The 24,924-nt window shown below is 54.1% G+C and carries 24 protein-coding genes; 18 read left to right on the forward strand and 6 right to left on the reverse strand.

Annotation, left to right across the window (positions count from 1 at the left end; genetic code table 11):
• The first annotated feature begins 37 nt into the window (after positions 1-37).
• From ACQG03_RS06035 to ACQG03_RS06085, 11 genes are all read left to right on the forward strand, one after another.
• Entirely contained in the window at positions 38-928 is an 891-nt protein-coding gene (locus ACQG03_RS06035; protein ID WP_063163435.1) for an oxidoreductase, read from the forward strand.
• Between the two features lie 117 nt (positions 929-1,045).
• Positions 1,046-1,483 carry a DcrB-related protein gene (locus ACQG03_RS06040; RefSeq protein ID WP_023299516.1) on the forward strand — a complete coding sequence of 146 codons (438 nt, stop codon included), beginning with the start codon at positions 1,046-1,048 and terminating at the stop codon, positions 1,481-1,483.
• A gap of 17 nt (positions 1,484-1,500) precedes the next feature.
• The gene (locus tag ACQG03_RS06045) at positions 1,501-5,697 is read left to right on the forward strand and encodes an RHS repeat-associated core domain-containing protein (protein ID WP_237765598.1); all 4,197 of its coding nucleotides are present in this window, start codon (positions 1,501-1,503) and stop codon (positions 5,695-5,697) included.
• Between the two features lies 1 nt (position 5,698).
• On the forward strand, positions 5,699-6,055 hold the full coding sequence (locus ACQG03_RS06050; RefSeq protein ID WP_426726103.1) for a hypothetical protein: 357 nt from the start codon (positions 5,699-5,701) through the stop codon (positions 6,053-6,055).
• Between the two features lie 113 nt (positions 6,056-6,168).
• Positions 6,169-6,747 (forward strand): imm11 family protein, encoded by a 579-nt coding sequence (locus tag ACQG03_RS06055; protein WP_139153952.1) that lies wholly within the window; start codon positions 6,169-6,171, stop codon positions 6,745-6,747.
• Between the two features lie 152 nt (positions 6,748-6,899).
• Positions 6,900-7,244 carry a DUF7716 domain-containing protein gene (locus ACQG03_RS06060; RefSeq protein WP_063163434.1) on the forward strand — a complete coding sequence of 115 codons (345 nt, stop codon included), beginning with the start codon at positions 6,900-6,902 and terminating at the stop codon, positions 7,242-7,244.
• 109 nt (positions 7,245-7,353) lie between these two features.
• Positions 7,354-7,938 (forward strand): hypothetical protein, encoded by a 585-nt coding sequence (locus ACQG03_RS06065; protein ID WP_063163433.1) that lies wholly within the window; start codon positions 7,354-7,356, stop codon positions 7,936-7,938.
• Positions 7,939-8,325: 387 nt separating this feature from the next.
• Positions 8,326-8,769, forward strand: a complete 444-nt coding sequence (locus tag ACQG03_RS06070) for an SMI1/KNR4 family protein (RefSeq protein WP_058677242.1) — start codon at positions 8,326-8,328, stop codon at positions 8,767-8,769.
• A 612-nt stretch (positions 8,770-9,381) separates the two neighbouring features.
• Positions 9,382-9,888, forward strand: a complete 507-nt coding sequence (locus ACQG03_RS06075; protein ID WP_063163479.1) for a hypothetical protein — start codon at positions 9,382-9,384, stop codon at positions 9,886-9,888.
• Between the two features lie 116 nt (positions 9,889-10,004).
• Positions 10,005-10,391, forward strand: a complete 387-nt coding sequence (locus ACQG03_RS06080; protein ID WP_058677243.1) for a hypothetical protein — start codon at positions 10,005-10,007, stop codon at positions 10,389-10,391.
• Between the two features lie 387 nt (positions 10,392-10,778).
• Positions 10,779-10,931 (forward strand): hypothetical protein, encoded by a 153-nt coding sequence (locus ACQG03_RS06085; protein WP_159426975.1) that lies wholly within the window; start codon positions 10,779-10,781, stop codon positions 10,929-10,931.
• A 43-nt stretch (positions 10,932-10,974) separates the two neighbouring features.
• Here the strand turns inward: ACQG03_RS06085 and ACQG03_RS06090 are convergent, their stop codons facing one another.
• Both ACQG03_RS06090 and ACQG03_RS06095 read right to left on the reverse strand, forming a co-directional pair.
• On the reverse strand, positions 10,975-11,283 hold the full coding sequence (locus ACQG03_RS06090) for a hypothetical protein (protein WP_426726104.1): 309 nt from the start codon (positions 11,281-11,283) through the stop codon (positions 10,975-10,977).
• Positions 11,284-11,524: 241 nt separating this feature from the next.
• Positions 11,525-11,980: a hypothetical protein gene (locus ACQG03_RS06095; RefSeq protein ID WP_046620442.1), complete on the reverse strand. Its 456-nt coding sequence runs from the start codon at positions 11,978-11,980 to the stop codon at positions 11,525-11,527.
• 703 nt (positions 11,981-12,683) lie between these two features.
• Between ACQG03_RS06095 and cspE the strand changes: the two genes are divergently transcribed.
• On the forward strand, positions 12,684-12,896 hold the full coding sequence (gene cspE, locus ACQG03_RS06100) for a transcription antiterminator/RNA stability regulator CspE (protein ID WP_022647355.1): 213 nt from the start codon (positions 12,684-12,686) through the stop codon (positions 12,894-12,896).
• A 226-nt stretch (positions 12,897-13,122) separates the two neighbouring features.
• Here cspE and ACQG03_RS06105 read toward each other — a convergent pair whose 3' ends face one another.
• Positions 13,123-14,019: a LysR family transcriptional regulator gene (locus ACQG03_RS06105; protein WP_063163431.1), complete on the reverse strand. Its 897-nt coding sequence runs from the start codon at positions 14,017-14,019 to the stop codon at positions 13,123-13,125.
• Between the two features lie 105 nt (positions 14,020-14,124).
• On the opposite strand from ACQG03_RS06105, the gene budA reads away from it, so the two are divergent.
• The 5 genes from budA to ACQG03_RS06130 all read left to right on the forward strand — a co-directional run bounded on the left by budA (position 14,125) and on the right by ACQG03_RS06130 (position 18,798).
• Complete coding sequence (gene budA, locus ACQG03_RS06110) at positions 14,125-14,904, forward strand: acetolactate decarboxylase (RefSeq protein ID WP_139153954.1); 780 nt, start codon at positions 14,125-14,127, stop codon at positions 14,902-14,904.
• Positions 14,876-16,597 carry an acetolactate synthase AlsS gene (gene alsS, locus ACQG03_RS06115; RefSeq protein ID WP_400168999.1) on the forward strand — a complete coding sequence of 574 codons (1,722 nt, stop codon included), beginning with the start codon at positions 14,876-14,878 and terminating at the stop codon, positions 16,595-16,597. Before budA ends, alsS begins: the two co-directional genes overlap by 29 nt.
• Positions 16,598-16,617: 20 nt before the next feature.
• Positions 16,618-17,388 (forward strand): (S)-acetoin forming diacetyl reductase, encoded by a 771-nt coding sequence (locus ACQG03_RS06120; protein WP_022647359.1) that lies wholly within the window; start codon positions 16,618-16,620, stop codon positions 17,386-17,388.
• A 130-nt stretch (positions 17,389-17,518) separates the two neighbouring features.
• Entirely contained in the window at positions 17,519-17,992 is a 474-nt protein-coding gene (locus ACQG03_RS06125; RefSeq protein WP_022647360.1) for a cold-shock protein, read from the forward strand.
• A gap of 107 nt (positions 17,993-18,099) precedes the next feature.
• On the forward strand, positions 18,100-18,798 hold the full coding sequence (locus ACQG03_RS06130) for a GNAT family N-acetyltransferase (RefSeq protein ID WP_063163478.1): 699 nt from the start codon (positions 18,100-18,102) through the stop codon (positions 18,796-18,798).
• 119 nt (positions 18,799-18,917) lie between these two features.
• Here the strand turns inward: ACQG03_RS06130 and betA are convergent, their stop codons facing one another.
• The 3 genes from betA to betI are packed head-to-tail and all read right to left on the reverse strand — an operon-like array spanning position 18,918 to position 22,669.
• Positions 18,918-20,582: a choline dehydrogenase gene (gene betA / locus ACQG03_RS06135; RefSeq protein ID WP_063163429.1), complete on the reverse strand. Its 1,665-nt coding sequence runs from the start codon at positions 20,580-20,582 to the stop codon at positions 18,918-18,920.
• Positions 20,583-20,595: 13 nt separating this feature from the next.
• Positions 20,596-22,068, reverse strand: coding sequence for a betaine-aldehyde dehydrogenase (betB, locus tag ACQG03_RS06140; RefSeq protein ID WP_063163428.1), 1,473 nt, complete (start codon positions 22,066-22,068; stop codon positions 20,596-20,598).
• Between the two features lie 13 nt (positions 22,069-22,081).
• Complete coding sequence (gene betI / locus ACQG03_RS06145) at positions 22,082-22,669, reverse strand: transcriptional regulator BetI (protein ID WP_023299544.1); 588 nt, start codon at positions 22,667-22,669, stop codon at positions 22,082-22,084.
• Positions 22,670-22,797: 128 nt separating this feature from the next.
• Between betI and betT the strand changes: the two genes are divergently transcribed.
• Complete coding sequence (gene betT / locus ACQG03_RS06150) at positions 22,798-24,831, forward strand: choline BCCT transporter BetT (protein ID WP_023305649.1); 2,034 nt, start codon at positions 22,798-22,800, stop codon at positions 24,829-24,831.
• The last annotated feature ends 93 nt before the right edge of the window (positions 24,832-24,924 follow it).

Consider the following 24,924-nt stretch of genomic DNA (forward strand, 5'->3'; position numbering starts at 1 on the left):
ATAACTGATAGCAGGCTTAGCAAAAGGGGAGTGACCCATGTCTGACTATCCAACCATTGCGCTGATTGGTCCCGGTGCGATTGGCACCACCATTGCCGCGGTGCTGCATGACGCGGGCCGTACGCCGCTGCTGTGCGGTCGCACCGCGCATCCGGTATTACGCCTGCGTCACGATGAGGATGAAACTGTGGTGCCCGGTCCGGTACTCACCGATCCCACCGTCATTACGCGCCCCGTAGACCTCGTTTTTGTGGCGGTAAAAACGACGCAAAATGCCGACAGCGCCGGGTGGCTGCGCGCCCTGTGCGATGAAAACACCGTGGTCTGCGCGCTGCAAAACGGCGTGGAGCAGAAAGCCCAGCTTGCGCCTTTGGTCAACGGCGCAACGGTGCTGCCGTCGGTGGTCTGGTTCCCGGCGCAGCGCGAGCCGGACGCCTCCGTCTGGCTGCGGGCAAAACCGCGTCTGACACTACCGGATGTGCCGCAGGCGCAGCGGGTGGTCGAGGCGCTTCGCGGGACGCGCTGTGATGTTGAGCTCTCGACAGATTTCACCACCGTCGCCTGGCGCAAGCTGCTGCAAAACGCGGTCGCCGGGCTGATGGTGCTGGCCAACCGCCGCGCCGGGATGTTCAGACGCGAGGATATCAGCGAGCTGGCCCTGGCCTACCTGCGCGAGGGGCTTGCCGTCGCCCGCGCCGAAGGGGCGAAGCTGGACGATGCGGTGGCCCAGGAGATTCTGGCGAACTTCCAGCGTGCGCCCGAGGATTTAGGCACGTCGATCCTTGCCGACCGTCAGGACGATCGTCCGATGGAGTGGGATATCCGCAACGGCGTGATCCAGCGCTATGGCCGCAGGCATGGTATTGCGGTGCCCATCAGCGACGTGGTGGTACCGCTGCTGGCGGCGGGGAGCGAGGGGCCGGGCTAACGGCCGCTGTTTTTCCGTTCGGCGAGCGTGACGGTGGAGCAATAATCTGGGGATAGTCAGCCTTAAACACATATGCGAAACTTACCGCTTCTGAAAAAATGTGGTGGGACCCGCTCAATGTCAGAACCATCTTCGCAGTGCCTGTTTAATGAAGGAATGATTGCTTTTCCTGAGGGCTATCAGGACCGTACCGTCAATGTCTTCGCGCCGCCTGCAGCGGATGCGCCCGCGTTCAACATTTCCCGCGATGCCCTCAACCCCGGCGAAGCGCTTGCCGCGTATATCGATCGCCAGCTCGCCCTGATGGCAAAGCACATCAAGGGCTGGAAGCAGGGTGAGCGCAGCACCGCTACGCTGGGCGACAGCCTTTTACAGGGTGAAACCGTCCATGCCAGCTACCTGCGCGACGGGAAACGCATCTGGCAGCAGCAGGCCGTGTTTAACGTCGACGGCGATAAAATCCTGGTGTTCACTATGACCTGCACCCGCGCGCCGGGCGATGCCGACGGCGCGCTGTTTGGCGATCTTCTCAGGAGCTTCCGCTTCCACCATTAACTTCAGGGACCGTTGTTATGTTTGAAGCAGCACGCGTTGGTGATGATATCGGCCACTCCGGTGCGCTGGCCGGGATGATTGCCGGAACGATTGTCGGTGGCCTGATTGCCGCAGCCGGGGGCATTCTGGCGGGGGCCATGTTTATTGCCGGTCTCGGCGCATCCTGTCTTGGCGTGGGCGTCCTGCTTGTCGGCGCCAGTCTGGCCGTGGGGTATTACACCGGGGAGCTGGCGACTGCCGCCAGGGACAGCATCGCCGACGCCGGGGCATCCAGCATGACGAAGAAAGGCGTCATCACCTCCGGCTCGCCCAACGTGTTTATCAACGGTAAACCCGCCGCGCTTGCCACCGATAGCACCGTCGACTGTTCTGACGACGGCTCGCAGCAGATGGCCGAAGGCTCTAAGCGTGTCTCCATTAACAGCCAGCCAGCGTCACGCATCGGGGATCGCACCACCTGCGACGCGAAGGTGATGACCGGTTCAGACAACGTCATTATCGGCGGCGACCCGCAGCAAACCCTCCCCATTCAGTCTGAAGTGCCCGAGTGGCTCTACAAGGTCTCCGATCTTACCCTGCTGTTTGCCGGTCTGCTCGGCGGGTGGGGCGGTGCCGCTGGCAAAGTCGGAGCGCTCTCTAAGCTGCTGGGCAAAATCCCCGGCATCAACAAGCTGGCCCGTATCGCCTGTCGCGCCGGCACGCTGATGACCGGCGTGGCGGCCGCGGGGATCATCGCCCGCCCGGTGGATATCGTCAGCGGACAGAAGTTTCTCAGCGGGGATGATGAGCTGGACTTCGTCCTGCCTTCCCGTCTTCCGGTGCGCTGGCAGCGCTACTGGCGCAGCGGCAATCCCGGCGACAGCGTGTTGGGCCGCGGATGGAGCCTGTTCTGGGAAAGCCGCCTGGAGCCTTATCAGGACGGCCTGGTGTGGCGCGCACCGTCCGGCGATTACGTCGCCTTCCCGAAGGTCCCGAAAGGGATGCGCTCCTACTGCGAAAGCGAAAAAAATTGGCTTGAACATCACCAGGACGACAGCTGGTCGGTGTATGACGTCAGCGGCGAGCGCTGGCACTATGCGCCGCTGCGGGATGATGCCCCGTCGCTGCTCCTGCGCCTCTCCGAACCCTGCGGCAACGATATCCTCTTTGAGTGGAATGCGGATAATACCCTGCATGCCCTGACCGACTGTGCGGGCCAGCGCGTGGTCTGCCGCTACGACCGCGACAGGCTCGTTGGCGCCTGGCTGGATGACGAGATCTGCCTGGTCAGTTACGCTTATGATGAACAGCGCCAGCTGGTCTCCGTGACCGGCCGGGGCGGTAGCGTGCGCCGACGCTTCAGCTGGCAGGACGGGCTGATGAGCGCTCATGAGGACGCCAACGGCCTGCTGAGCGAATACCGCTGGCGGGAGATTGACGGCCTGCCGCGCGTGGTCGGCTTCCGCCATAGCGGCGGCGAACGGCTGACGTTCGAATACGATTTTGAGAACGGCACCCGCCGCGCGACCCGCGAAGACGGCGCGCAGGCGCACTGGCTGGTGGATGACGACGACAACGTCGCGCGCTTCACGGATTACGACGGTCGCCAGACGACGTTTGTCTACCGCGACGGCGAGCTCTGCCACGTCATTCTGCCGGGCGGGGCGATGCGCCGCAGCACGTGGGACAAATACGGCCGCATGACCAGCGAGACGGACCCGGCGGGCCGCCGTACGGAGTATCACTGGCATCGCCTGACCGACCGCATCACCCGCACGGTTTACCCGGACGGTACCTCATCGCAGGCCATGTACGACCTTCGCGGTCGCCTGCTGTCGGAGACGGATCCGGCCGGTAGCACCACCGCGTATCGCTATCCCGATGATGAAGAATTCCTCCCGGAGAGCATCACCGACGCCATCGGCGGCGTGGTGCGCCTGGCCTGGAACCACCAGGGGCTGCTGACGCAGCGCACCGACTGCTCCGGCAGCGTCACCCGCTTCACCTACGACCGTTTCGGGCAGCTGATTGCCAGCGAAGATGCAGAAGGGAATATCACGCGGCGGGAGTGGAGCCGTGCCGGGCTGCTCAGCGCCGTGATCCATCCGGACGGTAGCCGCGAGTCGCTGGTGTGGAACGAACGCGGCCAGCTCACGGGCTGGCGCGACCCGCTGGAAAGCGAGGTGAGCTGGGCCTATAACGCGCTCGGCCTCCCGGTCAGCCTTACCGACCGTATTGGTCGCGTGCGCCAGTGGCGCTACGACCCGCGCGGTAACCTGCTGCGACTCGATAACGGCAACGGGGCGGAATACCGCTTCACCTACGACGCCGTGGGCCGCCCGCTCAGCGAAACGCGCCCGGACGAGACCGTGCGCCATATGGAATGGGACGCGCGAGGGTTTCTCTGCGCGCTCGAAGAAAACGGACGGCCTGCCGCCGACGGCGGCATCGCCCGTCGCGTCCAGCAGTTCAGCTATGACGACAGCGGGCTGCTGATCGGGCGCACTCAGCGCCACGCGGAGTACCGCTACTTCCGCGACCTGAGCGGCCAGATTACCCGCATCCGCCGCACGCCGACGGCCGAAGGCGTTGCCCTGGGTATCGAAAGTGATGAGATCGCTTACCGCCACGACGCCGCCGGACGCGTGCTGAGCGAGTCCGGCATTAACGGCGCGGTGGGCTACGAATGGGATGCCCTGAGCAACCTGACCGGCCTGACGCTGCCCGGCGAGCAAAAGCTGGCCTGGCTGCACTACGGCTCCGGCCACGTCAGCGCCATCCGCTTCGGGCAGCAGCTGGTGACCGAGTTCACCCGCGACCGCCTGCACCGGGAAGTGCGCCGCACCCAGGGCGCGCGCGAGCAGTTCCGCCAGTATGACAGCCTCGGCAGACGCACCCTGCAGTGCAGCGAATTGAGCACGGACGTGACCCTGCCGGAGCAGGCGCTACTGGAACGCCTGTACCGCTACACCGCGCGCGGTGAGCTTTCCGGCGTCAGCGACACCCTGCGCGGTGAGGTGGACTACGGGTACGACGCCGAAGGGCGCCTGCTGAAGCACTACGAGGCCCGACAGGGGCACAGCCGCGCGCAGTTCAGCTATGACGCCGCGGATAACCTCGCCGCCAGTAACGCTGCGGCACCGGTCACGGATAACCGCCTGCAGCACTGGCAGGCGCTGTTTATGAAATACGACCACTGGGGCAACCTGGTCAGCCGCCGCAACGGGCTATACGAGCAGCATTATGCGTATGATGCCGAGAACCGTCTGGTGTCCGCCCGGGGAAACGGGCCGGAGGGGCGGTTTGAGGCGCGCTATCACTACGACGCGCTGGGCCGCCGCACGCGCAAAATCGTCACCACGACGCACGGCACCACCGACATCCGCTTCCTGTGGCAGGGCTACCGCCTGCTGCAGGAGCAGCAGGAGAGCGGGCTGTGCAGCACGTATGTATACGACCCGAATGAAGCCTGGAGCCCGCTGGCGCGTGTGGATCACCTTCGTGACCAGAGCAGCGGTGAGATTTACTGGTTCAGTACCGATCTGAACGGTGCTCCGCTGGAGGTCACAGACGAGCGCGGCGCGGTGCGCTGGAGCGGCCAGTACGGCAGCTTTGGCGAGGTGCGCCATCAGAGCGAAGGGTTCTCACGGCTTGTGAATCGCACTGCGATGGCACACCAGCCGCTTCGCTATGCCGGGCAGTACGCTGACGGTGAAACGGGGCTGCACTATAACCTGTTCCGCTACTACGACCCGCAGGTCGGGCGGTTTATTGTGCAGGATCCGATTGGGCTGAATGGTGGGTGGAACCTTTATCAGTATGCGCCGAATCCGTTGGGGTGGATTGATCCGTGGGGACTATCTCCTGTAAGCCCTAAAACTGTTCTATTCTCACAAAATAGTATAAATGCTGTTTTTGAAGATGGAAGAAATGTTAACGAATTAATACATAGATTGGTGAATGATCCGTCATATATAAATGAAATTGAGCCAATAAGAAAAGTTAGAATGCGAGATTTACCTGAGAATGTACAAGAACGCTTGTTATCTCAGGGTGCACATAAAGATGCAGTATTTAGTTTAGACAATAGACGTCTTTATGCTGCAAAGGAAGCTGGAGTAGATAAAATACCATCTAGATGGGCGACTCCAGAAGAGTTGTCCAAAATAAATCTTGAACGGAGATTTTCAACTGGTGATGGTGGTAAGTCAATACGCACGAGAGGATGTAGTTGACATGAATATAAAGGCAATAGAAACAAAATATGGTCTGATTTACGGTCGTGATGCTTTAATAGTATCTAGCACCGAGCTAAAACTTTACCCCTTTAATTTTTTGGTAAAAGCTTCTTTAAGTTTATCTTCTTGTAAGCCAAGTATAAAAGATGCTCCTGATGTTCGTATTGAGTTTTCATTCAGTAATATCGAAATGATGTCTGTATATAAAATAGATGATTATCCTTATGATGGGAATTTACAGTCGAGCTTTGATTTAATCGAAACTGAAAGAGAAGATGATCTGCAACGACTAATGCTAAGCACATACGACCACGTTTTCGATATTATTGGAAAATGTGAGGTTAATTATCTTTAAATAAAGTCGCGGGGTGTATCATACTCACCCCGCTTAGTAAAGTGAGTATAAAATGTATACAGTCAGAGTTAAAGAAATTCTATTAAATTAATATAGCATTCATAATATATATTTTGAAACACAGGGTATTAAATATATATTGGTTAAGAATTGCTTCAGATTACCCCAATAGTTATTGGTTTGAATACCAGCACCCTGACATATCTGGAAGTGCTTTTTCTCAATGTACATCAATTGAAACTAACGAGGGGTGTTTTTTTTCATTAAAATCTAAGGTGAGTGAGAAGGCACTGCTTGCATATGATTTTTATTATAGTGATGGGCCTTTATTCATATCACCCAGACTAGCATCACTAATTTCTTGTCACGATGTTTTTCGGACTGATGTTCAACTTATTGATGCAACTGTATCTGTAAATGAAACCAAATATCAAGGGTATAAAATAATTAATATACTAAGAGAGGTTTCATGCATCGATATGGAAGCTTCGGAAAGTCAACCTATATTAAGTTATTTACCTAATGGTCCAAGGGAGTTTAGTAAAATAGTCTTCAAAGAAAATATCATTGAAGATTTTAGTATGGCAAGATGTAGTGAGCATAAATCTTGTATAATCATTTCAAATGAATTTAAAGAGCTCCTTTCTAAGAATAACGTGAAAGGAATAGACTTTGCTGATCCTATTTATTAATATGAGTAAGATTTGAATTAGCCAAAATGGTCCGGGGAATAATTTTCCCGGATTATAAAAATTATTTAAATTACAGTTCAGTAGAATATATGAGCTTATCATTAACTACTTGCTTTGCAAAGTATGAAAGATAAGCCTCAAGGATTGTGCGTATGAGTCGGTTAGAATACAGAAAAGCGTATGGGTTAGATGGCTTAATATATAAAATTATGGGTGGGAATAAATTAGATAATTTTTGTGTGTATACAAAAGAATATGAAGCATATGCTAAAGAAGAGCTTGTTTGTTATTTAGATAACTACCCTGTCAGTAGTGATGACGATGAGGAAGTATATCCTGATTTTGCTGTCGAAAATTCACTAAAGCTCTTTTTCTATGGAGAGCAATTTATAGATGCATTACATAATATTTCTGTCCAAAGAGAAAAACCATCTGTAGAGGATTTCATATCAGGTTTAAATTTTTATCTCGAGAACGATAACTTCATAGAGCTTTGATTTAAAGAACGAGAGATTAATTAAAAATTGATTTACTTAGCTTGTTTGAAGGTAGTAAATACTGAGAATGTAATTCTAAATTAATTGGTTATTACTGAGGGCTATATTTATGGATGCGTCTGAGACCATTGTGAATGAGATTGAAAAAGCATTAAAACAACTTATTGTCATTTGCAACAAATACTCGCTGTCAGGGAGTTTCAGCACCGTCAATGATCTGGACAATGCCTTCCCGTCCAACTTACCTCGTTCGACAGAGTTGGAATTTTTATATGAAAACTATAATCCTGAAAAGTTAAAGATTGAAACAGGCTTCACGCCAATTAAAATTCATTCTGTCAGTGAGCTCTCGAACGCTCAAAGTGGGTATGAATACTTACCAGATAATTATCTTGTTATTGGCGATGATTTAGGCGGAGGTAAACCTATAATTGCGGTTATCGATGATGGGAGTTCCTATGTTTATGCAAGTTATGATGTTATTGAACCATTTAAGATAGCTGGTAGTCTCTCTGAGTTCATATTTTCTTTAGCTGAGCTTATTGATTTGATATATGGCCAATACGATATCTTTGATATAGCAGATGATAATGGCGAGGTAAAAAATGATTTTATTGATGAGTTGCGGAGAAGGATTGTGCATCTCATCGGTAATGCAGGTTTTAATGCATTCTATGATTATTTTTATGGCTAGGATACAAGTTTTTTGATGGAAAAACAGGACGTAATGATTATACGGATCGTCTAGTAGATAATCCGCATGAGAATTTCTAAGCTATATTAGATAGGTTAGCTCTGGAATATGGTCAGGGATTTGAATTGGAGTAAGGGGAAAGATTTTTGGAATACTTTCATCCATACTCAAGTATGTAATATCACGTACTATTAATAGCAGGGTGCAGAATTACTGCTTACGGACTCATTTTTAAATCAGCAGAGCATTGGAATTCTATTAGAGCCAAAAAGATCGTAAATCTGATGAACTCCGATATTAAAGCGAGGAGTCTTCAAAAAAACGTACAGCGTTCGGCAAAAATGCGCCAGCCATATTGCTATTCAAGACTGTATCGATAGGAGAGAAATGATGATTAAACTTATAGACTCTTCCCCCGCTGTATCTGCTGATGAACTAGGCAAGATCGAAGTTTCGCTGGGCGTAACTTTTCCTAATGCCTTAAAATCTTTATGGCTTATAAGTAATGGTGGCATACTGGACGAAGGTCGTCGTGTTTATCAAAGCGAACACTACGAGAATGATATAAAATATTTCTTGCCTATATTACATACTAAAAGATCAGGTATATTAACTGTTGATGATTACTATAAGGATTTAGTAGTTAACAAAAAAATTCTTGCAGAAAATTTTATACCATTCGCAATTGATGGAGGTGGGTTCCCCTATTGTGTAGGGATAAATGATGGTGCCGTTTATTTTTGTGATTTGGAAGATCAGGAGGAGATCTATCTTGAGACAAATTTTGAAAGTTTTATCGGAAAAATAATTCCTGAAGATGAAGCATGGTGATACAGGTTCTTACCCTCGTAAGAGGGGGCTTTGTTGATCACTACTTTTTACAGGGGGCTTCATTGATGCAATGATGGAGTGCCCAATTATTTCATTAATAACATATTTCCTTTTCTGCTATACACAGAACTGTCAGTTTATTGTGCAGGCTTCGAGAGTATTAAAGGGAGGGTTAAACTTATACTCAAATGTTCCCAACCAACTTACCTGGATAAATTTATTAGGGTTAATGCCATGGGCATGGAACCCAAATGGAATGGGATACCATTTAATGCCACGAAACATAGCCAACAGCATTGGACCAACCGATCTTGGTACTATGAAAAATATGCCAACGTTTTTCCCGGATCCTTATAGCGCTGGAATGCATGAAGAACTATATAGAGCTATTAAAAATGGTACTGGAAAAAATCAAGGGCCGTGGCAAGGATCCGCGGACGATCTATTCAATGTGACTAGCCGTAATTTAGATTCCGTTTCACATATAACAAACGATTTAAGGTTTCCTTCGACGGCTGGAATCTTAGTCAAAATGTCACTCCTAAAGAAGCAGATTCAAAATTGCTTGCGTTGTTCATAATCAAGAAACAGGTAAGGCATCAGGAGGTAGATGTGGTTAAAACAATTGACATTGATGTGGATTTTAACGGGATAGTAATTTTCGATTATCCAGGAATACTGGCCCCATTTGGTGGGAAGATAGAGGATGGAGATAACATTCTCCAGGAATTCACCACCACAGACAAAGGGGATCTTGTTCTTAATGAAGGTATTGCCTTACCTATCATGGGCCTTGATGATGGTGGCTATGTTGTTAGGCTTTTTTTAAATGAATTTCCCGACAATAAAGACAGGGAAGTTATATTCACAGATAAATATTTCTATCTTAATGTAACTGGTGATTTATACGTTGCTGATATGGCAGTGTTTTGGGAGTGGGAAGATTATACTGGTTGGGTTAACACTGATGTTCCTAAAGGCATATATAGAGTGAGCCTTGAAGGGGTTCATTTATTAAAGGGGGAAGAGACTGTTCACTGCTATGATTTAATTTTTGAAAAAACGAATCAACTTGGTATAAGAGATGTTGAACCACGCTCAGACTCCAGGATTTATTAAATCCATTAGCCCGCAAAGAAAATAAACTTTTAGGTATTTTAAGCAAGATTTAAAAGAGTAATGCTGTATATTTATTCAAGTGGAATTAATCTAATACATGAAAGTAGAGAGGTTATATGCAGACTACGCGAGTAATGGGAGAAGGATATGAACCTTACGTCGAGCAATTAGGTGACAAACTGATTTATTCATTACCTGTTGAATCGGGATTTGTCAGCTTTTATTTTGAGTTTGATATTCGTCAGACCGATCTTGACGTCCTGCTTTCCGATGATTACCGGCGGGCCGTCCTGGAAGTGACCGCACACACTCTGCTTCAGCACTCGACGTTGAAGGGACATAAACGATTTACTCAGAACGATTTTGATAATCTTATTGCCACTACCCTACATGAATCGCAAGAGCATCTTTGCGCATTCATTTCTCAGGTTAATCGGGAGCACAATATGTCGATTGAACATTATGTGCATGACATAGTGAATACACGCTTAACCAAAGGATGAATATACAGATCCCAGATAAGGTCAATATTCATCATAAAATCACGCTGTATCTACAGCTCTTTTCAACCTCGTGCTGTACGAAGAGGCAAATCGATTTCATGATAACCGGCGAATGCGGCAATGTGCGTTGAAGCGGCCAGTTCGGCAGCTTTGGCGAGGTACGTTATCAGAGCGAAGGGTTCTCATGTGTTGTGAATCGCACGGCGATGGCACATCAGCCGCTTTGCTATGCCGGAAGTATATACTTTTCCTTTTGAAAGGAGCTATGTTAAAAATATTTGTGCGGATGCAATCTTCGACTTCCCTTACGATACTAATATATTAATGAATGCTAGGCTTTCGGTAAAAATCTGTCAGGAGCAAAACGGTTCAAGATAAGGAAAACTGATGAGTAATGTTAAAAATCTTATTGCAGCGTGTATTAACTGCTATGAAGAAAATGATGTATTCACCATCGGAATAGGGGATGACAGACATGATCCAAAAAATTTTATCATTATCGGACGATTCGACGAAGATGAATTACCCGTTAACGAATGAATTGGATTCCAGAGTGAGTCAACGGAATATGAGTTAACAGACTCTATTCGTTCTCTTCATCATCGTATCCAGCTTTCTCAGTGTCGATTGCTACAACAAAACCCTGATGCTTGTCAGCATAATGTGACCACATCAACACGTTGAGTGGATTTCTAGAAAGGCATAAGCAGGCAAGGTTTTGATTGATCACATACCTCATAGTTAATGATTCAATTGATTCATCATCAAGTGCATATCCATAACTTTCGAAAGGATCATTAAACTCGCTATGGGGTGTGAATTTTATAGAGATATAGCGATCTTTAAAGAAGTGATCTAATGATGCGTGGTCTATATATTTGTACAAAATCATAAAATACTCAGAAACATTTATAGGAGGTGATCAGTGTACAGCCTTTCGCCAAGATAGGTGTAACACTCCCATTTAAACGACCCATTATCTTTAAGCAATCCATTGGCATGCCGATTCGGTTCCCCGAAAGCTAACTTCATCTGTTCACTCTTAACAGGCATTCAACAAACTACATTGCATTTTGCGCAAGGCCGAAATCCTGCTTCTAACCCAGCAGAACTCAGGCCTCCCATCACCCGCCTCAGTGCGTCGTTATATACGGCTCCTTCACAATCTCTGCCAGCAACCAGACCATATCATGCAGTAGCCCGGTGAGTTCTTTCGCCACGCTCGCAGGCAGTGTCCCGCCCATCACCGCCAGCGTTAATGCCACGGCATAATCCACCTGCAACACCGTTTCCTGCCAGCAGTCCGGCACGCAGGAAGTAATCTTTTCACCTGCAATCAATTGCTCAACCAGATACGACGGAAGCTCTGAGTCACAGCACTCACGCAGCCGCTTCAGCGCGGCCAGCAATCGCTTGCAGAGCGTGGTAAACGTCACTGTGTCGTCAGTTTCCACCAGCACGCTGACATACGCGGCGCAGGTATCAGCCAGCTCGAAAAGATTCGCAAAATCGGAAATTGAAGCGTTGATGAACTGATGAACAGCGCTTTCTTCAGAGAGCGCATAAGAAAAGTTAGGTGTAGTAGCCATTTAGCATCCTCGTCGTGCAGAAAAGTGTCATGTTATGCTAACGGGTTCCTACGCCCGGTTACGGATGTGCCGCAACGCAGGCACTTTACGACCGTGAAGAAGGGATGAAAAGGGATAACCCTGAATTACATAAGGTTGCTTGCAGGTTTGCGAGGCGGCTTCCAGAAGGGGATTGCCGCGTGGCGGCTACGCCCGACCCGGCCTCCAAAACCACCGCGATACGACCCGTAGGCCCGCGCAAGCGCAGCGCCGCCGGGCACAGTTTGCACTGCGATTACGTCTTACGCAGACCTTTTCATTTTGAGCATCCCTTCTAATAACGTCTGCGTGGCGCGGGAGGATTTTCCCGCCTGTGAACAAAACACCCCAAACTCCCGGCACAGTGAAAGCGTAGACATTTTGTAGTACATGGTAGACCTCAAGCCAGAACGATGTCTGGCACCGCGACCAGCCATCCGGGCGTTTAAATGGTTAAAATAAATAATAATAATCATTGCGCAATAAATTTCGCTGTGTCTTAATAGCGTCATCGGTTTGGAATACAGACCTTATGAAAGCAGTTTTAGTAAAGCAGTCCTCAGTTCAGGTGTTATCAGTAGATACTCCTTCTTCGTGAGCCTCCTCCTAAGTGCCAAATAAGTAACTCTCGAAATACAGGCCATCATCGCCGCGCTTAAGTGGCTCATAAATTAAGGATTTATCTATGTCTAATAAAATGACTGGTTTAGTAAAATGGTTCAACGCAGATAAAGGTTTTGGCTTTATCACCCCTGACGACGGCAGCAAAGATGTATTCGTACATTTCTCTGCAATTCAGAGCGACAACTTCAAAACGCTTGATGAAGGTCAGAAAGTTTCCTTTACCATTGAGAATGGCGCAAAAGGTCCTGCAGCTGGAAACGTTTCTCCACTGTAACCTGCGCTAAATATCAGTGTGGCGTACGATAGCGATGAAGACAATAGTCCGAGCAGTTAAGCTGTACTGACAAAAAATAACCCGCACTTGTGCGGGTTATTTATTTTTAAAGGGTAATGGTACTGAGTTTTATATGGCAGCCTGCCCATACTCCCTTCAAATTCAGCCTCAAAAACTGCTTCGCAATAAATTGAGCATCAATACAGTCCGCAGTTTCTGAAAAGGTTCATCCCTGCTCCCGTTCCCCCTCGCTCATCATCGCCAGAAACCGTTTCACCGTCCGTGAGCGTTCAAAGCGCCGCCAGCAGAGCGCGATATCGGTATAAAGCGCCGGTGAGCTCAGCGCGTGGTAGGTGACATTCGGCGGAGAAATAGCGGCCATGGATTTCGGCACCAGCGCGAACCCGCCGCCCGCGGAGACCATGCTCAGGGAAGAGGAAAGTTGTGAAGATTGCAGCGTGTGTTGCATATCGACTCCGGCCCGCTCGCAGCTGCCGTAAACGCGGTCATACAGCCCCGGCGCGACCTCCTGGGGGAACAGCACCACCGGTGTCTCCCGAAGCTGCTCTAACGCCAGCGAATCGCACGCAGCCAGCGGATGGTCGCGATGCAGCGCCACCACCATCGGCTCCCGGTCGAGGATTTTCAACTCAAACACCTTGCTGCTCTCGCACGGCAGGCGCACGAAGGCGATATCCAGTTCACCCTCCGCCAGCATTGTCGTCAGCGAAGACATATTGGCTTCCACCTGGTGAACCTGCACCGCCATGTTCTGCACCTGAAACTGACGAATCAGCGCGAAAATTTTGGGATGAAAGGCGTCGGAGCTGGTGATGCCAATCGACAGGCTGCCGTTCAGCCCGCGCGCGATGCCCCGGGCTTTTTCCAGCGCGGCGTCGCTCAGCGCCAGGATCTTACAGGCGTCCTCATAGAAGGCTTCTCCCGCCTCGGTCAGCTCCACGCCCCGCGTCAGGCGCCTGAACAACGGTGTGCCCACTTCCTCCTCAAGCCGTTTAATCTGCTGGCTCAGTGGAGGCTGTGAAATACCCAGCGCTTTGGCCGCCCTGGTGAAGTGTCGCTCGCGTGCAACCGCGACAAAATAGCGCAGATAACGAAGTTCCATATCAAAAACGTCTCAAACCAGCATGGATTCTATATTGGAACTCTCTGCTGAATCGGGTCAACATTTATTTAACCTTTATAAATAAAGTTGAAGAGGACGGGCATGATGATGCATTCATCTGCATGCGACTGTGAGGCGAGTTTATGCGAGACCCTGCGTGGGTTCTCGGCTCAGCATCCTGACAGCGTGATCTATCAGACATCGCTAATGAGCGCCCTGCTAAGCGGCGTCTACGAAGGGGAGACGACGATCGCCGACCTGCTGGCACACGGTGATTTTGGTCTCGGCACCTTTAACGAGCTGGACGGTGAAATGATTGCCTTCAGCAGCCAGGTGTACCAGCTGCGCGCCGACGGCAGCGCCCGCGCCGCTAAGCCGGAGCAAAAAACGCCGTTCGCGGTGATGACCTGGTTCCAGCCGCAGTACCGCAAAACCTTTAACGGTCCGGTCAGCCGTCAGCAGATCCACGACGTGATCGACCAGCAGATCCCCTCCGATAACCTGTTCTGCGCGCTGCGCATCGATGGCAACTTCCGCCATGCGCATACCCGCACCGTTCCGCGCCAGACGCCGCCGTACCGCGCGATGACCGACGTGCTGGACGACCAGCCAGTGTTCCGCTTTAACCAGCGCGAAGGGGTGCTGGTCGGGTTCCGCACGCCGCAGCATATGCAGGGCATCAACGTGGCGGGCTATCACGAGCACTTTATCACCGACGACCGTCAGGGCGGCGGCCATCTGCTCGACTATCAGCTGGAGAGCGGCGTGCTCACCTTTGGCGAAATCCACAAGCTGATGATTGACCTGCCCGCCGACAGCGCGTTTTTACAGGCCAACCTGCACCCCAGCAACCTTGATGCGGCTATCCGTTCCGTCGAAAACTAACAGGAGAACTACCGTGAACAGTGAGAAACAGTCACGTCAGTGGGCGCACGGCGCCGATATGGTTGTCGGCCAGCTGGAAGCGCAGGGTGTGAAGCAGGTGTTCGGGATCCCGGGCGCAAAAATCGACAAGGTCTTTGACTCCCTCCTGGACTCCTCCATCGAGATTATCCCGGTGCGTCACGAGGCGAACGCGGCGTTTATGGCGGCAGCGGTAGGGCGGTTAACCGGCAAGGCCGGAGTCGCGCTGGTCACCTCCGGGCCGGGCTGCTCCAATCTGATCACCGGCATCGCCACCGCCAACAGCGAAGGCGACCCTGTCGTCGCGCTGGGCGGGGCGGTGAAGCGGGCGGATAAAGCCAAGCTGGTGCACCAGAGCATGGACACTGTCGCCATGTTCAGCCCGGTGACCAAATACGCCGTAGAAGTGAACTCCCCGGACGCGATTGCCGAGGTGGTGTCGAACGCGTTTCGCGCTGCCGAGCAGGGCAGGCCGGGCGGGGCGTTTGTCAGCCTGCCGCAGGATATTGTCGACCAGCCCACCACGGGGGCGATTTTACCCGCCAGCGGCCCGGCGCTGATGGGCCCGGCACCGGAGTCCGCCATTAACGACGTGGCGAAGCTTATCGAGAACGCCAAAAACCCGGTCATTTTACTCGGCCTGATGGCCAGCCAGCCGGCCAACAGCGCCGCGCTGCATAAGCTGCTGGAGAGAAGCCGTATTCCGGTCACCAGCACCTATCAGGCCGCCGGGGCGGTGAATCAGGAACACTTCACCCGCTTCGCCGGACGCGTCGGCCTCTTTAACAACCAGGCGGGCGACCGGCTGCTGCATCTGGCGGACCTGATTATCTGCATCGGCTACAGCCCGGTGGAATACGAGCCGTCCATGTGGAACAGCGGCGACGCGACGCTGGTGCACATTGACGTGCTGCCCGCCTATGAGGAGCGCAAGTATGTTCCCGATCTGGAACTGGTCGGGGATATTGCCGCCACGCTGAATCTGCTTGCCAGCCGAATCGAGCACAAACTTGAACTCAGCCAGCGCGCCTCGGAAATTCTTGTCGATCGCCAGCATCAGCGTGACCTCCTCGACCGTCGCGGCGCATCGCTAAACCAGTTTGCCCTGCATCCGCTGCGCATCGTGCGCGCCATGCAGGACATCGTGAATAACGACGTAACGCTCACCGTCGATATGGGCAGCTTCCACATCTGGATCGCCCGCTACCTCTACAGCTTCCGCGCGCGTCAGGTGATGATCTCCAACGGTCAGCAGACCATGGGCGTGGCGCTGCCGTGGGCGATTGGCGCGTGGCTGGTCAACCCGGGGCGCAAGGTGGTGTCGGTCTCCGGGGACGGCGGATTTTTGCAGTCGAGCATGGAGCTGGAAACCGCCGTGCGCCTCAATGCCAACGTGCTGCACATCATCTGGGTGGATAACGCCTACAACATGGTGGCGATCCAGGAAGAGAAAAAATACCAGCGTCTCTCCGGCGTGGAGTTTGGCCCGGTCGATTTCAAAGCCTATGCCGACGCCTTCGGTGCGAAAGGCTTTGCCGTCGAGAGCGCCGACGCGCTCGAACCGACGCTGCGTGCCGCAATGGATGTCGATGGCCCGGCCGTGGTGGCCATTCCCGTCGACTACAGCGATAACCCGCTGCTGATGGGCCAGCTCCATCTCAGCCAGATTTTGTGAATCAATATAAGGACAGAGAAATGCAAAAAGTGGCTCTCGTAACCGGCTCCGGCCAGGGGATTGGCAAAGCGATCGCGCTTCGCCTGGTGAAGGACGGCTTTGCCGTCGCTATTGCGGATTACAACGAAGAGACGGCGAAAGCGGTCGCGGATGAGATCACCCGCAACGGCGGGAAAGCCGTCGCCGTGAAGGTGGACGTCTCTGACCGCGACCAGGTGTTTGCGGCGGTGGAAAAAGCCCGCACTGCGCTGGGCGGCTTCAACGTCATCGTCAATAACGCCGGGGTGGCGCCGTCTACCCCTATCGAATCCATCACGCCGGAAATTGTCGACAAGGTTTACAACATCAACGTGAAAGGGGTGATCTGGGGCATTCAGGCCGCGATTGACGCGTTCCGCAAAGAGGGGCACGGCGGTAAAATCATCAACGCCTGCTCCCAGGCGGGCCATACCGGCAACCCGGAACTGGCGGTGTACAGCTCCAGCAAGTTCGCGGTGCGTGGCTTAACCCAGACCGCCGCGCGGGATCTCGCGCCGCTGGGGATCACCGTTAACGCCTATTGCCCGGGCATCGTCAAAACGCCGATGTGGGCGGAGATCGACCGTCAGGTCTCCGAGGCGGCGGGTAAACCGCTCGGCTACGGAACGGAAACCTTTGCCAAACGCATCACGCTTGGCCGTTTGTCCGAACCGGAAGATGTGGCCGCCTGCGTCTCTTACCTCGCCGGACCAGACTCCGACTACATGACCGGTCAGTCACTGCTGATTGATGGTGGGATGGTGTTCAACTAAATTCTAATAAGCTCTGACATGAACTTTCCCCTGCTCCCGTGCAGGGGCTTTTTTTTGTCTCCTCAGCCATTGTGCATTACACTGCGCGCTGCAAAACTTTAGTCTTAAGATCTGACAGGCGGTAACAGCGATGAACGGTACAATCACAACGTGGTTTAAAGATAAAGGCTTCGGATTTATCAAAGATGAAAACGGCGACAACCGCTATTTTCACGTGATTAAGGTCGCCAACCCTGATCTGATTAAGAAAGATGCGGCGGTGACCTTCGAACCCACCACAAACACCAAAGGCCTTTCCGCGTATGCGGTGAAGGTGATCCCGGAGAGCAAGCATCTTTATATCGCGGGCGAGCGCGTGAAGCTCACCTCGATCAAATCCTTCGTGGTGTTCAGCGAAGAAGAGCCCGTTGAGACCAAAATCGACAAAGAGAACGCGGTGCTGTCGGTGGGGCTACTGATGAACAGCATCAAGCCGAAAAGTGAGAAAAAGCCGGGCGAGATGCGCACGGTGAAGAAGCTGGCGATCACCACCTTCCAGAACACGACGATGATCTTCACCGAAGATGAAATCGACATAGACGCCACGGTTAAGCTGCTGAAGTAATTTTATGCCGGGTGGCGGCTACGCGTTACCCGGCCTGCACGTTCTTCCTTTTCGACCGCTTTTTAACCTGCTATAACAAACTCCTTACCTTGCAGGGAGTCACCGCCGTGCCCGAAATCAATCAACATGGTCAAACCGTTAACGATATCGTCCCCGACTGGAAATGTGCCCGAGCGCTAACTCGCACGCCGCTAACCGGCCAGTATTGTCGTCTGGAACCGTTGGACGCAGAACGCCACGCGGCGGATCTGTTTGAAGCTTACGCACTGGGCGATGACAGCGACTGGACGTGGCTTGCCAGCACCCAGCCTGTGAGCGTTGAGGCTACTGCGCACTGGGTGCTTGGAAAGGTGCTGGATGACGACCTGGTGCCCTTTGCCGTTATCGATCTGCGCACCGAAAAGGCGGTAGGGCTGGTGAGCTATATGGCGATTGAACGCTTTCTGGGATCGGTAGAAATTGGCCACGTCACCTGGTCGCGCAAGATGAAAGGCACCCGCGTGGGTACCGAAGCGGTGTGGCTACTGCTGAAAAATGCCTTTGAGCATAAATATCGTCGGCTGGAGTGGAAATGCGATTCGATGAACACCGCCTCGCGCAATGCGGCAGAGCGGCTGGGGTTCGTCTGGGAGGGACGTCTGCGCCAGAAGCTGGTGCGCAAAGGACGCAACCGCGACAGCGATATGCTTTCGATTATTGACGGCGAATGGCCGGAAAAGGATGCGGCTCTGCGGGCCTGGCTGGCAGCGGAGAATTTTGACGCGCAAGGGCGGCAGGTCAGGCGGTTAGAGGAATTTCGAAAATAATTTCCCCTCACCCTAACCCTCTCCCCGGAGGGGCGAGGGGATTGCTCAGTGCTCGCATTAATTTGTGGGGAACCCTCAGCCCAAAGGGAGAGGGCCGGGGTGAGAGGAGAAGTTCGCACTCAGCGACGAACCGGCGCCCCATCCGCCACATAATACGCCGCCGTGCTCTTCGCCAGCGGCTCGCGCCCGCGAATGGCGTCGGCAATCTTCTCACCAATCATGATGGTGGTGGCGTTCAGGTTGCCAGTGATAATTTGCGGCATAATCGACGCATCTACCACGCGTAACCCTTCCAGCCCGTGAACGCGGCCTTCGCCATCGACCACCGCCATGTCGTCGTAGCCCATCTTGCAGGTGCCGCACGGATGGAAGGCGGTTTCGGCGTGGTTACGCACGAACTCGTCCAGCTGTTCGTCGGTCTGGCATTCGACGCCCGGGCTGATTTCGCGCCCACGGTATTTGTCCAGCGCGGGCTGGTGCATGATCTCACGGGTGATGCGGATCGCGTCGCGGAACTCCTGCCAGTCCTGCTCGTGGGACATATAGTTGAACAGGATCGCCGGATGCTGATGCGGGTCGCGGGACTTAATCCGTACGTGCCCGCGGCTCGGCGAGCGCATGGAGCCGACGTGGCACTGGAAGCCGTGTTCTTTCACCGCGTTCGAGCCGTTGTAGTTAATCGCTACCGGCAGGAAGTGATACTGAATATTCGGCCACTCGAACTCCTCGCGGCTGCGGATAAACCCGCCCGCTTCGAAGTGGTTGCTCGCGCCCACGCCTGTGCCGCCAAACAGCCACTCCGCGCCAATCTTCGGCTGGTTCCACCACTGCAGGGCAGGGTAGAGGGAAACGGGCTCTTTGCATTCATACTGAAGGTACATCTCCAGGTGATCCTGCAAGTTTTCCCCCACGCCGGGTAAATCATGTACCAGCGGGATTTCAAACTGCTTCAGCAGTTCAGCGTTGCCCACGCCGGAGCGCTGGAGGATCTGCGGAGACGCAATAGCGCCCGCGCACAGCAGTACCTCTTTCTTCGCTGTCGCTTTTGAAGGAATGGTGCTTTCGCCTTCCAGCCACTCGACGCCCACCGCGCGCTTGCCGTCAAAGATAATGTGATCGGTCATGGCGTGGGTGCGGATGGTCAGATTCGGGCGCGGTTTGGCCTGATCCAGATAGCCGCGCGCGGTGCTGGCGCGTCGGCCCTGCGGCGTGACCGTGCGATCCATCGGGCCAAAGCCTTCCTGCTGATAGCCGTTGAGATCGTCGGTGCGCGGGTAGCCCGCCTGCACGCCTGCCTCCACCATCGCTTCAAACAGCGGGTTCACGCCCGGCTTAGAGGTGGTGACGCTCACCGGACCGTCACCGCCGTGGTAGTCGTTCGGCCCCACGTCGCGGGTCTCTGCCTTGCGGTAGTAGGGCAGGCAGTTGAGATAGCTCCAGTGCTCCAGACCCGGTTCTTTCGCCCAGTTGTCCAGATCCATTGCGTTGCCGCGCACGTAGCACATGCCGTTGATCAGCGACGAGCCGCCCAGCCCTTTTCCGCGTCCGCACTCCATGCGGCGGTTGTTCATGAAAGGCTCTGGCTCGGTTTCATACGCCCAGTTATAGCGCTTGCCCTGCAACGGGAAGGCCAGCGCGGCAGGCATCTGGGTGCGGAAGTCAAAGCGGTAGTCCGGCCCGCCCGCCTCAAGCAGCAGGACGGTGGTGTTCGGATCTTCAGTCAGTCGTGTTGCCAGAACGTTGCCGGCAGAGCCAGCCCCGATAATGATGTAGTCAAATTGCAAATAAACCTCCCGGTTAAAATATGGACTGGAATTTACCCATCTCAACCTGGATGGACTTCACCTGGGTGTAACTCTGAAGCGTCATGACGCCGTTCTCGCGGCCAATGCCGGAGTGTTTGTAGCCGCCCACCGGCATCTCCGCGGCGGATTCGCCCCAGGTGTTGATCCAGCAGATGCCCGCTTCGAGCTGATGAATAGCGCCGTGGGCGCGGTTCAGATCGGCGGTGACAATGCCCGCCGCCAGACCGTAGTCGGTGTCATTGGCGCGACGAATGGCCTCTTCGTCAGTGTCATAGGAAAGAATGGACATCACCGGGCCGAAGATCTCTTCGCGCACGATGGTCATTTCGTCGGTGCAGTCGGTGAACACGGTCGGGGCAACCCACGCGCCGTTATCAAAGCCGTCACCCTTCAGCACGTCACCGCCGCACAGCACGCGCGCACCTTCCTCTTTGCCTTTGGCGATGTAGCGCATCACGCTGTCGCGGTGCGGGAAGCTGACCATCGGGCCGAAGTTAGTGTTTTCATCGAACAGGTCGCCCGCGCGGATGCGGCCCACGCGCTCAACGATTTTTTGCTCAAACGCGGCTTTGAACTTCGCGGGCACGAACACGCGGGTGCCGTTGGTGCACACCTGACCGGAGCTGAAGAAGTTGGCCATCATGGCGATATCTGCCGCGAGATCCAGATCCGCATCGTCAAACACTATCAGCGGGGATTTACCGCCCAGCTCCATCGTCACCTCTTTCAGGGACGAGGCCGCCGAGTTTGCCATCACCTTTTTGCCGCTGGCGACGCCGCCGGTAAAGGAGACTTTGGCGATGCCCGGATGCTCGGTCAGGTACTGGCCGGTTTCCGCGCCCACACCCGGCAGAACGTTAAACACGCCGTCCGGCACGCCCGCTTCGGTGTAGATTTCCGCCAGTTTCAGGGCGGTAAGCGGCGTTACTTCGCTCGGCTTGAAGATCATCGCGTTGCCCGCCGCCAGCGCCGGGGCGGATTTCCACAGGGCGATCTGGATCGGATAGTTCCACGCGCCGATGCCCGCCACCACGCCCAGCGGCTCGCGGCGGGTGTAGACGAAGGAGGTCTCGCGCAGCGGGATCTGGCTGCCTTCCAGTGCCGGGATCAGCCCCGCGTAGTACTCCAGCACGTCCGCGCCGGTGACGATGTCGACGGTCGAGGTTTCAGAAAACGCTTTACCGGTGTCGAGGGTTTCCAGCTTTGCCAGCTCGTCGTTGCGCTCGCGCAGGATATCGACGGCGCGACGCAGGATGCGCGAGCGCTCCATGGCGGTCATCGCCGCCCAGATTTTTTGCCCGCGCTTTGCGCTCTCTACGGCGCGGTCCACGTCTTCGCGCCCGGCGGTCTGCACGCTCGCCAGAACTTCACCGTTCGCCGGGTTGATGGTCTCGAAGGTGCGACCGCTGGTGGCCGATGTGTAACCACCATTGATATAAAGCTGCTGTTCTGCCATTCGGGACATGCTTCCTCCTCGCTTATTCGGTCGGTAAATGCTGGCTGATAAAGTGGCTGGTAAGCGACTGGGCCAGGGTTTTATCCAGCGGTTTGCCGCTGAGCGCGGCGCGCAGCCACAGCCCGTCAATCAGTGCGGCGAGCCCGTAGCCCGCCTCTTCAGCCTGTTCACGCGGCAGTTCGCGGCGGAATTCGTACACCAGATTTGAGAGCAACCGGCGGCTGCTGACCTGCTGCAAACGATAGAGCATCGGCTGATGCATGCTGCTGGCCCAGAAGGCCAGCCAGGCCTTCATCGCCGCGCCGCTGACCTGGGTTTCATCAAAATTGCCGCCGACAATCGCCTGCAAACGCTGCTCTGCACTGCCGTCCGGCAGGGCGCGTAAACGGCTTAATACCGCATCGCGTAACTGACCGGTGATGTCGCGCATGGTTGCTTCCAGCAGACCGTTTTTATCTTTGAAATAGTGGCTGATGATCCCCGTGGACACGCCCGCCCGACGGGCGATTTGCGCGATGGTTGCGTCATGCATTCCCACTTCATTAATTGCTTCCAGCGTGGCATCGATGAGCTGCCTGCGCCGGATCGGCTGCATCCCCACTTTGGGCATTTTTGCCACTCCATTCATCAGCGTTGGTAATCTATTAAAGCGGTTTTTGATTGGACGTTCAATATAAAATGTGTCTTAATTGTTGCGATTTTGGATTTTAATAGTTACAAAAACAGTGGGGATACTGGATGACAGACCTTTCACAAGACAGAGAAAAAGACAAAATCAACCCGGTCGTTTTTTATACGTCCGCCGGGCTGATTTTGTTGTTTTCCCTGACGACCATCTTCTTTCGTGATTTTTCTGCCGAGTGGATTGGGCGCACCCTGAACTGGGTGTCGAAGACCTTCGGCTGGTACTACCTTCTGGCGGCGACGCTCTATATCGTGTTCGTCGTCTGCATTGCCTGCTCGCGCTTCGGTTCGGTGAAGCTTGGGCCAGAGCAGTCCAAGCCCGAGTTCAGCCTGCTGAGTTGGGCCGCGATGCTGTTTGCCGCGGGCATTGGCATCGACCTGATGTTCTTCTCCGTGGCGGAACCGGTCACGCAATATATGCAGCCGCCGGAAGGGGCAGGGCAGACGATGGAGGCCGCGCGTCAGGCGATGGTCTGGACGCTGTTCCACTACGGCCTGACGGGCTGGTCAATGTATGCCCTGATGGGCATGGCGCTCGGATACTTTAGCTATCGTTATAATTTGCCCCTAACCATCCGCTCCGCGCTGTACCCGATTTTCGGGAAAAAGATCAACGGCCCGATTGGCCACAGCGTCGATATCGCGGCGGTGATCGGCACCATCTTCGGCATCGCCACCACGCTTGGGATTGGCGTAGTGCAGCTTAACTACGGGCTGAGCGTGCTGTTTGACATCCCGGATTCGATGGCGGCGAAGGCGGCGCTAATTGCGCTGTCGGTGATCATCGCTACCATCTCGGTGACCTCCGGCGTGGATAAAGGTATTCGCGTGCTCTCCGAGCTGAACGTCGCGCTGGCGCTGGGGCTGATCCTGTTCGTGCTGTTTATGGGCGACACCTCGTTCCTGCTCAACGCCTTAGTGCTCAACGTAGGTGATTACGTGAACCGCTTTATGGGCATGACGCTGAACAGCTTCGCCTTTGACCGCCCGGTGGAGTGGATGAACAACTGGACGCTCTTCTTCTGGGCGTGGTGGGTGGCCTGGTCGCCGTTTGTCGGCCTGTTCCTGGCGCGCATTTCGCGTGGCCGCACCATCCGTCAGTTCGTGATGGGCACGCTGATCATCCCATTCACCTTCACCCTGCTGTGGCTGTCGATTTTCGGCAACAGCGCGCTGCACGAAATTATCCACGGCAACGCAACCTTTGCCCAGGAAGCGATGGTGCACCCGGAGCGCGGCTTCTACAGCCTGCTGGCGCAGTACCCGGCGTTTACTTTTAGCGCGTCCGTAGCAACCATTACCGGCCTGTTGTTCTACGTCACCTCGGCGGACTCCGGCGCGCTGGTGCTGGGGAACTTCACTTCGAAGCTTAAAGACATCAACAGCGATGCGCCGAACTGGCTGCGCATCTTCTGGTCCGTCGCCATCGGCCTGCTGACGCTCGGGATGCTGATGACCAACGGTATCTCTGCGTTGCAGAACACCACGGTGATCATGGGCCTGCCGTTCAGCTTCGTGATCTTCTTCGTGATGGCCGGGCTGTATAAATCGCTTAAGGTGGAAGACTACCGCCGCGTCAGCGCCAGCCGCGACACCGCCCCGCGGCCGATGGGCGCGCAGGACAGGTTGAGCTGGAAGAAACGCCTGTCGCGCCTGATGAACTACCCGGGCACGCGCTACACCAGCCAGATGATGGAGACGGTCTGCTTCCCGGCGATGGAAGAGGTGGCGCAGGAGCTGAAGCTGCGTGGCGCCTACGTGGAGCTGAAAAACCTGCCGCCGGAAGAGGGCGAAACCCTGGGGCACCTGGATCTGCTGGTGCACATGGGCGACGAGCAGAACTTTGTTTATCAGATCTGGCCGCAGCAGTATTCGGTGCCAGGGTTCACCTACCGGGCGCGCAGCGGCAAATCGACCTACTACCGGCTGGAGACCTTCCTGCTGGAAGGCAGCCAGGGGAATGATTTGATGGATTACAGCAAGGAGCAGGTAATTACGGATATTCTGGACCAGTATGAACGGCACCTGAACTTTATCCATCTCCATAGGGAAGCGCCGGGGAATAGCGTGATGTTCCCGGATGTCTAAACGGATTCTTAAAATACCTTCAGACTGTATGTAAATACAGTTATTTGGCGCAGCATTACTCAAGGAAGAGTAACCATGCAGCAAGAGCCTGAT

The sequence above is a fragment of the Enterobacter cloacae complex sp. 342H5 genome (assembly GCF_050030905.1).
Classification (GTDB): domain Bacteria; phylum Pseudomonadota; class Gammaproteobacteria; order Enterobacterales; family Enterobacteriaceae; genus Enterobacter; species Enterobacter intestinihominis.

Coding starts and splice junctions, on each gene's coding strand:
- ACQG03_RS06040 (WP_023299516.1), top strand. CDS start 1,046: ATGTCAGAACCATCTTCGCAGTGCCTGTTTAATGAAGGAATGATTGCT.
- ACQG03_RS06065 (WP_063163433.1), top strand. CDS start 7,354: ATGGATGCGTCTGAGACCATTGTGAATGAGATTGAAAAAGCATTAAAA.
- ACQG03_RS06125 (WP_022647360.1), top strand. CDS start 17,519: ATGAACGGTACAATCACAACGTGGTTTAAAGATAAAGGCTTCGGATTT.
- ACQG03_RS06080 (WP_058677243.1), top strand. CDS start 10,005: ATGCAGACTACGCGAGTAATGGGAGAAGGATATGAACCTTACGTCGAG.
- ACQG03_RS06060 (WP_063163434.1), top strand. CDS start 6,900: ATGAGTCGGTTAGAATACAGAAAAGCGTATGGGTTAGATGGCTTAATA.
- betI (WP_023299544.1), bottom strand. CDS start 22,669: ATGCCCAAAGTGGGGATGCAGCCGATCCGGCGCAGGCAGCTCATCGAT.
- cspE (WP_022647355.1), top strand. CDS start 12,684: ATGTCTAATAAAATGACTGGTTTAGTAAAATGGTTCAACGCAGATAAA.
- ACQG03_RS06095 (WP_046620442.1), bottom strand. CDS start 11,980: ATGGCTACTACACCTAACTTTTCTTATGCGCTCTCTGAAGAAAGCGCT.
- alsS (WP_400168999.1), top strand. CDS start 14,876: ATGCGGCTATCCGTTCCGTCGAAAACTAACAGGAGAACTACCGTGAAC.
- budA (WP_139153954.1), top strand. CDS start 14,125: ATGATGCATTCATCTGCATGCGACTGTGAGGCGAGTTTATGCGAGACC.
- ACQG03_RS06045 (WP_237765598.1), top strand. CDS start 1,501: ATGTTTGAAGCAGCACGCGTTGGTGATGATATCGGCCACTCCGGTGCG.
- ACQG03_RS06050 (WP_426726103.1), top strand. CDS start 5,699: ATGAATATAAAGGCAATAGAAACAAAATATGGTCTGATTTACGGTCGT.
- ACQG03_RS06120 (WP_022647359.1), top strand. CDS start 16,618: ATGCAAAAAGTGGCTCTCGTAACCGGCTCCGGCCAGGGGATTGGCAAA.
- ACQG03_RS06090 (WP_426726104.1), bottom strand. CDS start 11,283: ATGATTTTGTACAAATATATAGACCACGCATCATTAGATCACTTCTTT.
- ACQG03_RS06085 (WP_159426975.1), top strand. CDS start 10,779: ATGAGTAATGTTAAAAATCTTATTGCAGCGTGTATTAACTGCTATGAA.
- ACQG03_RS06105 (WP_063163431.1), bottom strand. CDS start 14,019: ATGGAACTTCGTTATCTGCGCTATTTTGTCGCGGTTGCACGCGAGCGA.
- betB (WP_063163428.1), bottom strand. CDS start 22,068: ATGTCCCGAATGGCAGAACAGCAGCTTTATATCAATGGTGGTTACACA.
- ACQG03_RS06070 (WP_058677242.1), top strand. CDS start 8,326: ATGATGATTAAACTTATAGACTCTTCCCCCGCTGTATCTGCTGATGAA.
- ACQG03_RS06035 (WP_063163435.1), top strand. CDS start 38: ATGTCTGACTATCCAACCATTGCGCTGATTGGTCCCGGTGCGATTGGC.
- betT (WP_023305649.1), top strand. CDS start 22,798: ATGACAGACCTTTCACAAGACAGAGAAAAAGACAAAATCAACCCGGTC.